At 66.7% G+C, this 11786-nt stretch carries 10 protein-coding genes; 4 read left to right on the top strand and 6 right to left on the bottom strand.

Annotation, left to right across the window (positions count from 1 at the left end):
• Positions 1–22: 22 nt before the first annotated feature.
• Positions 23–883, top strand: a complete 861-nt coding sequence (locus ACQP2T_RS21870) for a 3-hydroxybutyryl-CoA dehydrogenase (protein WP_433517955.1) — start codon at positions 23–25, stop codon at positions 881–883.
• Positions 884–1019: 136 nt separating this feature from the next.
• Here ACQP2T_RS21870 and ACQP2T_RS21865 read toward each other — a convergent pair whose 3' ends face one another.
• A complete protein-coding gene (locus ACQP2T_RS21865; protein WP_433517954.1) occupies positions 1020–1796 on the bottom strand; it encodes a thioesterase II family protein in 777 nt (258 codons plus the stop codon).
• A 471-nt stretch (positions 1797–2267) separates the two neighbouring features.
• On the opposite strand from ACQP2T_RS21865, the gene ACQP2T_RS21860 reads away from it, so the two are divergent.
• A complete protein-coding gene (locus tag ACQP2T_RS21860) occupies positions 2268–5021 on the top strand; it encodes a helix-turn-helix transcriptional regulator (protein WP_433517953.1) in 2754 nt (917 codons plus the stop codon).
• 18 nt (positions 5022–5039) lie between these two features.
• On the opposite strand, the gene ACQP2T_RS21855 is transcribed toward ACQP2T_RS21860, so the two are convergent.
• On the bottom strand, positions 5040–6572 hold the full coding sequence (locus ACQP2T_RS21855) for an MFS transporter (protein ID WP_433517952.1): 1533 nt from the start codon (positions 6570–6572) through the stop codon (positions 5040–5042).
• Positions 6573–6983: 411 nt separating this feature from the next.
• On the opposite strand from ACQP2T_RS21855, the gene ACQP2T_RS21850 reads away from it, so the two are divergent.
• Positions 6984–7742: a TetR/AcrR family transcriptional regulator gene (locus tag ACQP2T_RS21850; RefSeq protein ID WP_433517951.1), complete on the top strand. Its 759-nt coding sequence runs from the start codon at positions 6984–6986 to the stop codon at positions 7740–7742.
• A 121-nt stretch (positions 7743–7863) separates the two neighbouring features.
• Here ACQP2T_RS21850 and ACQP2T_RS21845 read toward each other — a convergent pair whose 3' ends face one another.
• Both ACQP2T_RS21845 and rfbA read right to left on the bottom strand, forming a co-directional pair.
• Positions 7864–8103, bottom strand: a complete 240-nt coding sequence (locus tag ACQP2T_RS21845; RefSeq protein ID WP_433517950.1) for a DUF5988 family protein — start codon at positions 8101–8103, stop codon at positions 7864–7866.
• A gap of 60 nt (positions 8104–8163) precedes the next feature.
• Entirely contained in the window at positions 8164–9066 is a 903-nt protein-coding gene (gene rfbA, locus ACQP2T_RS21840; RefSeq protein ID WP_358549851.1) for a glucose-1-phosphate thymidylyltransferase RfbA, read from the bottom strand.
• A 218-nt stretch (positions 9067–9284) separates the two neighbouring features.
• On the opposite strand from rfbA, the gene rfbB reads away from it, so the two are divergent.
• A complete protein-coding gene (gene rfbB / locus ACQP2T_RS21835; RefSeq protein ID WP_433517949.1) occupies positions 9285–10265 on the top strand; it encodes a dTDP-glucose 4,6-dehydratase in 981 nt (326 codons plus the stop codon).
• Positions 10266–10336: 71 nt separating this feature from the next.
• Here the strand turns inward: rfbB and ACQP2T_RS21830 are convergent, their stop codons facing one another.
• Positions 10337–10531, bottom strand: a complete 195-nt coding sequence (locus ACQP2T_RS21830) for a ferredoxin (RefSeq protein ID WP_433517948.1) — start codon at positions 10529–10531, stop codon at positions 10337–10339.
• A 32-nt stretch (positions 10532–10563) separates the two neighbouring features.
• On the bottom strand, positions 10564–11769 hold the full coding sequence (locus tag ACQP2T_RS21825; RefSeq protein ID WP_433517947.1) for a cytochrome P450: 1206 nt from the start codon (positions 11767–11769) through the stop codon (positions 10564–10566).
• Positions 11770–11786 lie beyond the last annotated feature (17 nt).

Below are 11786 nucleotides of genomic sequence, written 5' to 3'. Positions count from 1 at the left end.
CCAGAGCATCACGGGAGGCGAGATGGCCCAGTTCGACAGGATCGGCATCGTGGGATGCGGGGTGATGGGCTCCGGCCTCGCCGACGTGTGCGCCCGCGCGGGCCTCGACGTGCGAGTGGCGGTCTCCACGGAGGCGTCCGTGGCCCACAGCCGGCGGCGCCTGGTCAGGTCGCTCGACCGCGGCCTGCGCAAGGGGACGATCACCGAGGAGGAGCGGGACGCGGCGGTGGGCCGCGTCGTCTTCACCGCGGATCTCAACGATCTCGGCGATCGGCAGATCGTCTTCGAGACCGTCCCCGAGACGGAGTCGACCAAGCTCGACCTGTTCGGCGCGCTGGACAAGATCGTGGAATCCCCCGACGCCATCCTGGCGTCGAACACGTCGTCCATTCCGATCATCAGGCTCGCGCGCGCGACCGGCCGGCCCGGCCAGGTCATCGGCGTCCATTTCTTCAACCCCGTTCCCGCGCTGGCGCTGGTGGAGCTGACCGGGTCGCTCCTCACGACGGATCAGACCAAGACCCGCGCCGAGGCGTTCGTCACCGGAACGCTCGGCAAGCAGGTGATTCACTCTGCGGATCGTGCGGGATTCGTGGTGAACGCCCTGCTGATCCCCTATCTCCTCGCGGCCATGAGGATGGTGGAGTCCGGGTTCGCCACCGCGGAGGTCGTCGACCGGGGCATGGTGCTGGGGTGCTCCCATCCGATGGGCCCGCTGAGCCTGGCCGACCTGATCGGGCTCGACACGGTGGCCTCCATCGCCGACGCGTTGTACGCCGAGTTCAAGGAGCCGAGCTACTCGCCGCCGCCGGTTCTGCTGCGCATGGTGGAGGGTGGTCTGCTGGGCAGGAAGGCCGGACGCGGCTTCTACGACTATTCGTAGGGCTCTGCTCGCACCACAGGGCTTACGGGCCCTCTGCGGCCCGCGCGGGCCTCGTTCGCCGCCCGCTCGGGCCGCGCGGTTCAACATCCCGCTCAGGGCGCGCGGTTCAGCGCGTCGCTCGTGCGGTGGGCGCGTTTCAGCGCGCCGCTCGGGTCGCGTTCAGCGCGGCGTTCATCCGGTCGACGACAAGGGCGATGACCTCCGCCGCGTGCTCCGCGAGATAGAAGTGGTCACCGGCGAACGTACGCAGCTCGAATCCGGCCGTGGTGTGGTCGCCCCATGCCCGGGCCTCATCGTGGTCGACCTTGGGATCGTCCTCGCCTCTGAGAGCGAAGACGGGACAGGACAGCGGCGGCCCGGGCAGGTAGCGATAGGTGTCCACCGCCCGGTAGTCGCCTCTGAGCGCCGGCATTATCGCCCGCACGAACTCGTCGTCGCCGAGCACCTGCGCGTCGGTGCCGCCCAGACCTCGTAGCTCCCCCAGGAGCCATTCGTCCGAGCGCCGCCCGGAGAAGCCGGGGCGCAGCGCTGACGGTGCCGGTCTCCCCGACGCGAACAGCGCCAGAGGATACGTACCCTCCCGTTCGAGCCTGCGAGCCACCTCGAAGGCGACGGTCGCGCCCATGCTGTGCCCGAACAGCCCCACGGGCGTACCGGTCCACGGCCGCAGCGTCTCCACGACGCGGTCGGCCAGTTCCCCGATGCTCTCGACGCACGGCTCACCGCGCCTGTCCTGCCTGCCGGGGAACTGGACCGCCAGGACCTCCATCGAGGCCGGCGTCATCCGCGAGACCGGGAAATAGAAGCTGGCCGAGCCGCCGGCGTGCGGCAGGCAGACGAGTACGGACGACGCCTCGGGCGAAGGGTGGTAACGCCGGATCCAGGCTTCACCGGTGTTTACCGCGTCACTCACAGCAATCCCTTTCTCGGCTCGTTTTTCGGGCTGGCGTAAATCAAGAAAAGCCGTGGACTTTATATCCACCGAACATTCACCGCACGCTGCACCGGGCCGTGAAATCCCTCGGTGGCCGCCCACATTCGGCCGGCCCTCTTTGTGATGAACAGGAGAATAACTCATTCGGACCCGCCGTGCGCACAAGGAGACCCCTAGATTCATCCGCCAACTAAGGGCCATCGAGGGGTTTCGATAGTCCACATCGGGTAGCCGACCTCGGCGTCCCTACCCGAAACCGCAGGCCCACCGTGACGAAATGATGAAATAGCCGAGACGCAATGTGATGAAATCCACCGCCACTCCCAGGCTTGTCCAAATGTATTGACAAGGGCCGTGGCGGCCGTAGGAGAATGATTCTCAAGGGTCTGTGCAAGGATCGGGACGGGGCATGATCCCTCATACCGCGTTAGGGGACGAACAGGAATCACGATGACCCTCATCGAGCGTGACCACGAAATCACGGAGCTGGACAACCTGCTCACCGATTGCCTACAAGGCAAGGGACGGGTCATGGTGATCACCGGACCCACAGGAGTCGGCAAGACCGAACTCGCCTACACCTTCAGCCAGCGCGCCGCCGCGGGCGGCGTCACCTGGCTGAGCGCCACCTGCTCACGGGCCGACCGCAACCTGCCGCTCGGGATGGCCAGCCAGAGCTTTCACAGCGCGGCACTGCCGATCGAGCACGCCTCGGAGGCGGCCCGGCTGATCGAGGAGGCGGCCTTCAGCGCGAAATCCATCGAAACCTCGGCGCACAATCCCGACTGGCTGCACACCATCCAGGGGCTGTGGTCGATAGTCCTGGAGCTCTCCACGAGTGCGCCGGTGCTCATCACCGTCGACGACGTCGAATATTCGGACGCATTGTCGTGGCAACTCCTGCTCAATTTCGTACAGCGTCTCAACAATGCGAACGTATTCGTCGTGGTGACCGCGACAGAAAACCCGCAGGGCATGGATCAGCTCATCGAGGTGGACCTCATGCGCCACCCGCACTGTCAGCACATGAGATTGGGCACGCTTTCCCAGGAAGGCGTCACGAAGATGCTCTGCAAATCCATGGACCAGGACACGGCGGAGAAACTCGGTCCTGATTTCCATGCGGCCGGCGGCGGCAACCCCTTACTTGTCGAGGCGTTGGTCGAGGACTATTTACACGAGTCCGGCGAATCCAATTCGCTGGTCATCGGCGATGCCTTCTCCAGATCGGTGCGCGCCCTGCTCCATCGCACCGACCCGACCTCGCTGCGCACCGCTCGCGGCCTCGCCGTACTCGGGGAGGGAGCCTTTCCCAATCTACTGCCCGAACTAATCGAACTTCCGCCGGCGACCGTCCAGCAGACCCTTAACCATCTCGCCGCCGTCGGAATCACCGATGGACAGCGCTTCTGCCATCCTGAGACCCGCTCCGCCGTTCTCGACGACCTCGACGCCGAAGAGCGCAGGGAGATGCACCGGCGCGCCGCCCGGCTGCTCCACATGGAGGGAGCGGCGAGCACCGCGGTCGCCGAGCACCTCATCCACGCCTCCGACTGCCCGGAGCCATGGGCCACGGTGGAGCTGCGTGAAGCCGCCGATCAGACGCTGCTCAACGACGAGCACGAGTTCGCGATCCAATGCCTCAAGCTGGCGATCGCCTTCTGTCACGACGACGCGCGCCGAGCGTCCCTGCGGGCCTCGCTCGCGCGGGCGGAGTGGCTGATCAACCCCGCGGCCACCACCCAGCATCTCGACCATCTGATGTCGATCGCGCGAGAGGGCGGCCTCGGCTTCGACGACCTTCGCATGCTGCTGAGGTTCTTCCTGTGGCACGGACGACTTGAAGAAGCCGGAGAGGTGCTCCGGCGGCTGAACGTCCAGGCCGCCGAATCGGGCGAAAAAGACACGCCCATGCGGCTGGAAGTCACTCATCAGTGGTTGTCCACCGCCTTTCCCTCGCTTCTCCTCGAGGTGGCGGACGCCTCTTCCGGCACCCCCAAGCCGGGGGCACCCGGCGTATCTCCCCTTCAGGGGGCCGCCCTATTGTCACGCTTCTTGCGAACGGAGGAGAATGAGCAAAAGATCGATACCGCCGAACGCGTCCTCCAGTCCACCACACTGGACGAGTCGAACCTTGAAGCCGTAGAGTCCTCTCTTTTCACATTGCTCTACTCCGATCAGGCGGATCGGGCGGCACCACTCTGTGATGTCCTGTTCGAAGAAGCCGTCCAACGGCGCTCCCCCACCTGGCGCGCCGTGCTGGCCGGCGTCCGGGCGCACATCGCCATTCGCCACGGAGATCTAGCGATAGCCGTTAAATATGCCTCTATAGCGTTGGATGTACTACCGCGCCGGAGCCTGGGGATTCATATCGCCCTGCCGCTGGCCGCCTTGATCCGGGTCAACACCGAAATGGGGAAGTTCGACGTCGCGGCGCGCCTTCTCAAGCATCCCGTACCCACCGCGATCTACCAGACCCGGTTCGGGCTGCACTATCTCCAGGCACGGGCCCATTTCCACCTGGCGACGGGCCTGTCGCACGCGGCGCTCAGCGACTTCCTGAGCTGCGGGAGACTGATGCGGGCCTGGAACCTCGACACTCCCGTGCTGGTGCCCTGGCGCCAGGGCGCGGCCGCCGCGCACCTGCAGATGGGCCAGCTGAACCAGGCGAGAGCCTTCCTCCAGGAACCCTATGATCTGCCTGGCGGCGACTCGCTCAGGGCGAGAGGGGCCACGCTGCGGCTGCTGGCCGCCATCGGTGACCTCAAGAAGCGCCCGGCCCTGCTCAGGGAGGCCGTGGACATGCTCCAGGACGCGGGAGACCGGCTGGAGATGGCGTACGCGCTCGTCGATCTGACCCACGCCTTCAACGAGATCGGCGAACTCCACAAGGCCAGGATGATCGGATATTGGGCCGACCGGGTCGCCGACGAGTGCCAGGCCGAGCCGCTGCGCTGGGCGGTGCGGCAGGACGATCCGGCCGAGCAGGAGGCGGAGACCCCGGAGAGCATGGGCCTGCTGAGCGACGCCGAACAGCGGGTCGCCTCACTCGCCGCGCTGGGCTACACCAACCGGGAGATCTCCCGGAAGATCTACATCACGATCAGCACCGTCGAGCAGCATCTGACCCGGATCTACCGCAAGCTCAACGTACGTGGCAGGAGAGACCTGCCCTCACAGTTCTCCTACGTCGAACTCCGCTGACCCTCCCATCGCGGATCCTCATATCGCCCGATCGGGGCTCTTCTCCTCGATGGACACCCGCCGGAGCTGGATCGTGGCCAGGATCGCCGTGGCCACCAGGATGGCCGTGCCCGACAGCGCGGCCACCCGCATGCCCTCGGTGAAGGCCGTACGCGCCGCCTGGAGAAGGGCCTCCTGCCCGGGGCCCGACAACTGGGCGGCCACCTGGACCGCCCCGCCGAGCGTCTCACGCGCCGTCTGGGCGGCCTCACCGGCAAGGTCGACAGGCACCTCGAACGTCCAGCGGTAGATCAACAACCCCAGGCTGCCCAGGACGGCGACGCCGAGCGCGGCGCCGAACTCGGTGCCGGCCTCCAGCACCGCCGACGCCGAGCCGGCCCGCTCCGGCGGCGCCACCGCGATCACCAGGTCGGAGGCCACCGCCTGTACGGCGCCCAGGCCCAGGCCCAGCAGGCCCAGTCCGATCACGAGTGTCTGCACACCCGGCTCGCCTTCGAGCTGCGAGAGCACCGCGAACCCCAGACCGGCGACGAACATGCCGCCGCCGATGACGAATCCGGGTCGGAGCCATCGCACCACCGCCACGGCCAGCATCGATCCGACGAGGGCCATCCCCGCGGCGGGCAGCGTCAGTATCCCCGCGACGAACGGGCGCAGCCCCAGCACCAGTTGCAGGTACTGGGCGATGAAGTAGAACAGTCCCATGAGGGCGAAGATCGCGAGCGTGCTCGTGATCAGTGAGATGCCGAAGGCCCGGTTCGCGAACAGGCGCAGGTCGAGCATCGGGTCGGCCAGCGCGCGCTGCCGCCAGATGAACGAGGCGCCGGCCGCCAGGCCCAGGACCATGGCCAGCGCGGCCGTCGGGGTCAGCCCCTGCTCGGCGATGTCCTTCACCCCGTAGACGACCGGGAGCACGGCCACCAGCGACAGCACGGTGCTCAACACGTCGAGCCGGCCCGCCCCCGGATCGCGATACTCCGGCAGCAGGATAGGACCGAGCACCAGCAGCAGGGCCATGATCGGCACGTTGATCAGGAACACCGAGCCCCACCAGAATCTCTCCAGCATCCACCCGCCCACGATCGGGCCGAGCACGCTGCCTCCGGAGAACCCGGCCGCCCAGATCGCCACGGCCAGCCGGCGCTGGCGCGGATCGTGGAACATGTTGCGGATCAAGGCCAGGGTGGACGGCATGAGCGTGGCGGCCGCCGCCCCTTGCAGGGCGCGCAGGACGATGAGCATCTCGGCGCTGGGCGCGTAGGCGGCCACGGCGGAGGTGACGCCGAAGACGGCGGCGCCGAGGAGCAGCAGGCGCCGGCGGCCGATCCTGTCGCCGAGCGTGCCCATGACGAGCAGCAGGCCCGCCAGCCAGAAGGCATAGATGTCGACGATCCAGAGCAGTTCGGGCCCGCTCGGCTTGAGCTCCGCGCTGAGGAACGGCAGCGCGAAGTAGAGGACCGTGACGGTGATGGAGATCAGCAGGACGGGGAGGACCAGAACCGCCAGTCCCACCCACTCCCGTCGTCCAGCGGTCGTCGAAGCCGTTTCCATCCCACACTCCTCGGATAGCGTGTACGCGTGCATACGACGTACTCAGACTTGCCTTCGACCGGCTTCAAGATCCTTATCGAGGAATAAATTCCGACAAAGAGACACCAGCGGGTATATATCACGCAATTTTGGTGGCAGCCGGGGGCATTTCATCACACGCGCCGATCAGTTTCATCACGACTTCGTGTGATATAATTTCACTACATATCAATATGCGCGTGACAAAATCTGTGAGGCCAGATGCTCACCTGCGCACAATGCGGCAGACCGTTGTATGCCGCACCTCGGGGGCGACGTCCGCGATACTGCTCGCGGTCGTGCCAGGGTCGGGCGTACAGAGCGCGTGTGGCGGCACGTGCCCTGCCCTGTTCCGAAGGACCACTCGCCGAAGGTCCCCCCGCGGAACCGGTCATGGAAGTCGACAAGCCCACCAAGCCCGAGCCGATCCCGCGGGAGCCTCGCGAAGGGCTCACTCTCGAACGCATCGTGGGCACCGGCATCGAGATCGCCGACACCGAAGGCCTGGAGACGCTGTCCATGCGCCGGGTGGCGGCGGACCTGGGCGTCGGCACGATGTCTCTCTACCGATACGTGTCGAGCAAGGACGCCTTGATCGAATTGATGGTCGATCGCGTACACGGCGAAGACAAGAATTTGACGCCCGTTCCGGACGACTGGCGCGCCCGGCTCGAACTGTCCGCGCTGCGCGAATGGAGACTCTATTCGCGCCACCCATGGGTGCTGCAGGTCATCGCCACCCCGCAACCTCCGCTCGGGCCGAACATTCTGGCCGACCTCGAGCGGGCCATGGGCGCCTTGGACGGCCTCGGCCTCGATCCGGTGATGATGCATTGGGTGACCATCGCCGTGAGCGCTCAGGTACAAGGCGCCGCCCTGCTTCGCGTCAGCGAATGGGAGGCTGAACGGCGCACCGGCGTCACCACGCGGCAGTGGCGCGCCGCCAAGATGCCGATGCTGTCGGAGATCCTCGAATCCGGGCAGTTCCCCATGCTGTCGAGCCTGCTGGAGAGACAGGAGGAAATAGCCCACATCGACGAATGGCTCTGGTTCAGTCTCCGCCGCCTGCTCGACGGGGTGGCCGTCTTCGTCGAGGAACGGGAGAATTCCGGCTCGACCGACATCGGACCGGGCCTGCGAAAAGCGCTGTGAGACCGGCCTCTCGGAAAGGCGCCGTGCGCCCCGAATCCGTGAGAGGCGTTGTGCACCCTGAGCCCGTAGAAGGCGCGGTGCTCCCCGAACCGCGGTAAGGCGCTGTGCGCCTTGGGCCGGTTCATTCAGCCACTTTGGTCCGCGTGGTCCACCGAAACAGCGGCGCATCGCCGGACTCCGGCGATGCGCCGACCCGTTCGAAATGCTCGTACCCGCCATTGCGTGGAATCTTTATCTTTCCATCCGAGACCACGTCGTGCATGACGCGGAGCGTTCGCGGGACATCGGCGGGGCCGCCTTCGAGCGCGACCTCCACGGGTCCACGGCCGGGCGGGGGTGAGGCGGCGGAGGGGATGGTCATGTCGGGTACCTCCGGTGATCGTGGCCGGGAGTGGCCGGCCATCGGCGATCTCTAGGGGTTTTAGGAGAATGAGCCGGCCGGTTGACGGGCATGGCGGAACTCGGTGGCGAGGGCGCAGACGTACCTGCCGTAGCTGGAGGGCAGGAGCTCCGCGCCGAGGCGGTGGCACTGCTCGGCGTCGATGTAGCCCATCCGCAGCGCGATCTCCTCGATGCAGGCGATGCGTACGCCCTGCCGGGCTTCGAGCATGTGAACGTACTGGCTGGCCTGCAGGATGGAGTCGGGCGTGCCCGCGTCGAGCCAGGCGAACCCGCGGCCGAGTTCGACGAACTTCGCCTTGCCCCGGTCGAGATACACCCGGTTGACATCGGTGATCTCGAGCTCTCCGCGAGCGGACGGCTGGACGTTCTTGGCGATGTCGATGACGTCGTTGTCGTAGAGATAAAGGCCGACGACGGCGCAGTTGGAACGCGGGTGCGCGGGTTTCTCCTCGATGGAGACGAGCCCGCCGAGCGCGTCCCTCTCGGCGATGGCGTAGCGCTCGGGATCGCTGACCGGATGGCCGAACAACACGCAGCCGTCAACGTCTGCGGTGTTCTCCTGGAGGATGTCGTAGAACGAATTTCCGTGGAAGATGTTGTCGCCGAGCACGAGCGCCACGGAATCGTCGCCGATATGGTCGGCGCCGAGAATGAAGGCGTCGGCCAGGCCGACGGGCTCGTCCTGGCGGGCGTAGCTGATGTCGAGCCCGAGGTGGGAGCCGTCCCGCAGCAGGCGTGCCAGGTTCGGCAGGTCCTCCGGGGTGGAGATCACCAGGATCTCTCTGATATTCGCCAGCATGAGCACGGACAAGGGATAATAGATCATCGGCTTGTCGTTCACCGGCAGGAGCTGTTTCGAGACCGCGAGCGTAATAGGATACAACCGGGTCCCGTGCCCGCCGGCCAGAATTATGCCTTTCACGAAATACCCTTCGTCAGGGAAAACCGGTAGCCGGAGTCGATATTCGTGCACCGAGCATCACACCGCTGCACATCGGAATGGACTCCAAGACGACCCTCGTTCACCCCCTAGCCATCCTCCCGCGCCCCCCTATATCGGCCACTAAACGGTTGCGCCCGGTTTACCGGCGATATGATTTCCACGGCGAAAGACAGATCGTGACCCAAGGAGATCACCCGATGAGGATCCTGGTGACGGGCGGCGCCGGCTTCATCGGCTCCCACTACGTGCGCACCCTGCTCGGCGAGGCCGACGGGGACGCGGAGATCACCGTTCTCGACAAGCTCACCTACGCCGGCAATCCAGCGAATCTCGAGCAGGTCCGTACGAGCGAGAGGTTCACCTTCGTCCAGGGCGACATATGCGACACCGGACTCGTCGACCAGCTCGTCGCCCGCCACGACCAGGTGGTCCACTTCGCGGCCGAGTCGCATGTCGACCGGTCCATCATGGGCGCCGCCGAGTTCGTGCGCACCAATGTGACCGGCACCCAGACCCTGCTCGACGCGGCGGTCCGCAGTGGGCTCAGGACTTTCGTGCACGTCTCCACCGACGAGGTCTACGGCTCGGTCACGGAGGGCTCCTCGCTCGAGAGCGACGCGCTGCGGCCCAGTTCCCCGTACTCCGCCTCGAAGGCGGCCTCCGACCTGCTCGCCCTGGCCTATCACCGCACCCACGGTCTCGACGTACGGGTGACCCGTTGCTCCAACAACTACGGCCACCATCACTTCCCAGAGAAGATCATTCCCCTGTTCATCACCAACCTGCTCGACGGCCGGCGGGTGCCGCTGTACGGCGACGGGGGCAACACCCGCGACTGGCTGCACATCGACGACCATGTGCGGGGCATCGAACTGGTCCGTTCCGGAGGCAGTCCCGGCGAGATCTACAACATCGGCGGCGGCACGGAGCTCACCAACAGGGAGCTCACCGGCCTGCTCCTCAAAGCCTGTGACGCCGACTGGGACCAGGTCTCCTACGTAGAAGACCGTAAGGGCCACGACCTCCGCTACTCGGTCGACTGCGCCAAGGCCCGCACCGAGCTGGGCTACCGGCCGCGCAAGGATTTCGACACCGGCCTGGCGGAGACCGTCGCCTGGTATCGCGACAATCGCCCCTGGTGGGAGCCACTCCTACCCAGCCGCGCGCCAAGCGCGTAACAGCGAACCACAGGCACCACGGCGGCCGATCCAGCGTTCGGGCCGGCCGCTCGCGGTAGCCGGTGCGGGTGTCAGTCCTCGATGTGGATGGCCAGCGCCGGGCAGACCACCGCGGCATGCCTGACGTCGGCGGCCTGGTCCGCCGGCGGGTCCGGGTTGAGCAGCACCACGATGCCGTCCTCGTCGCGCTGGTCGAACACCTCCGCCGCGGCGACCACACACTGCCCGGAGGCGACGCACTTGTCCTGGTCGATGATGACCTTCATGGGATCCTCTTGATCGTCGTTGTGGGGGAAGGTCACCAGGTCACGGGGAGTTCGTAGACCCCGTACACGGACCCGTCGTGCTTGAACGGGATCTGGTCCAGGTCCGTGGCCAGCCGCAGGGTGGGGATGCGCCGATAGAGGGTGCTGTAGACGACCTGCAGCTCCATGCGGGCCAGCGGCTGGCCCAGGCACTGGTGTACGCCGAAGCCGAAGGCCACGTGGTGGCGGGCGTCGCGCTGGAGGTCCAGCCGGTCGGGGTCGGGGAAGGCGTCGGGGTCGCGGTTGCCGATGTCGTTGGCCATGATCAGCCCCTCGCCGGCGCGGATGACCTGCCCGGCGATCTCGATGTCGGCCAGCACCGCCCGGCGCCGCCCGTTGTGCGTGATGTGCAGGTAGCGCAGCAGCTCCTCCACCGCCGAGGTGACCAGCTTCTGATCCGCCGTGTCGCGCAGGAGGGCCAGCTGGTCGGGGTGTTCCAGGAGGGCGAGCGTGCCCAGCGCGATCATGTTCGCGGTCGTCTCGTGCCCGGCGATCAGCAGCAGCACCCCGATCCCGGCCGCGTCCCGCTGGGACAGCTCCCCGCTCTTGACCCGCTCGGTCAGCCCGGACAGCAGGTCGTCGCCGGGGCTGGCGAGCTTCTCGCCCAGCAGCGTGTCCAGGTAGCCGGCCAGCCGGCCGAGGGCGGCCGCCCGCTGCTCGGGGTCGGCGTCCCGGTTGATGATGGTCTTGCTGTTGTCCTGGAAGAAGTCGTGGTCGGCGTACGGTACGCCGAGCAGTTCGCAGATCACCAGGGACGGGACCGGCAGCGCGAACGCCTCCACGAGGTCGACCGGCTTCGGCCCGGCCAGCAGGTCGTCGATCAGATCGTCCACGATCTTCTGTACGGCCGGCCGCATCGCCTCCACCCGCTTGATGGTGAACGGCGCCGTTACCATCCGACGCAGCCGGGCATGCTCGGGGTCGTCCATCATGATGAAGCTGATGGGCGATCCCGAGCCGACGAGGGCGGTCGGGCTCGGATAGCCGGGCTGGTAGGCGTCGGCGCTGACCCTCGGGTCGGCCAGCAGCGCCCGCTGGTCGGCGTAACGGGTCACCAGCCACGGCGTGCTGCCGTCCCACAGGCGGACCTTGGTGAGCGGGCCTTCCTTCTGCTTCTCCCGCAGCGCCGGGGGCGGATCGAACGGGCAGCCGGCCGCCCTCGTCATCGGGTAGTCCGGGGTGTCCAACGTGCTGGTCATCAGGTTCTCCAAGGAAA

This window comes from Nonomuraea sp. CA-143628 (genome assembly GCF_050942315.1).
GTDB lineage: Bacteria > Actinomycetota > Actinomycetes > Streptosporangiales > Streptosporangiaceae > Nonomuraea.
Note: the sequence above shows the minus strand (reverse complement) of the source record. Positions and strands in the feature narration are given on the sequence as shown.

Coding starts and splice junctions, on each gene's coding strand:
- ACQP2T_RS21870 (WP_433517955.1), top strand. CDS start 23: ATGGCCCAGTTCGACAGGATCGGCATCGTGGGATGCGGGGTGATGGGC.
- ACQP2T_RS21860 (WP_433517953.1), top strand. CDS start 2,268: ATGACCCTCATCGAGCGTGACCACGAAATCACGGAGCTGGACAACCTG.
- ACQP2T_RS21855 (WP_433517952.1), bottom strand. CDS start 6,572: ATGGAAACGGCTTCGACGACCGCTGGACGACGGGAGTGGGTGGGACTG.
- ACQP2T_RS21850 (WP_433517951.1), top strand. CDS start 6,984: ATGGAAGTCGACAAGCCCACCAAGCCCGAGCCGATCCCGCGGGAGCCT.
- ACQP2T_RS21845 (WP_433517950.1), bottom strand. CDS start 8,103: ATGACCATCCCCTCCGCCGCCTCACCCCCGCCCGGCCGTGGACCCGTG.
- rfbB (WP_433517949.1), top strand. CDS start 9,285: ATGAGGATCCTGGTGACGGGCGGCGCCGGCTTCATCGGCTCCCACTAC.
- ACQP2T_RS21830 (WP_433517948.1), bottom strand. CDS start 10,531: ATGAAGGTCATCATCGACCAGGACAAGTGCGTCGCCTCCGGGCAGTGT.
- ACQP2T_RS21825 (WP_433517947.1), bottom strand. CDS start 11,769: ATGACCAGCACGTTGGACACCCCGGACTACCCGATGACGAGGGCGGCC.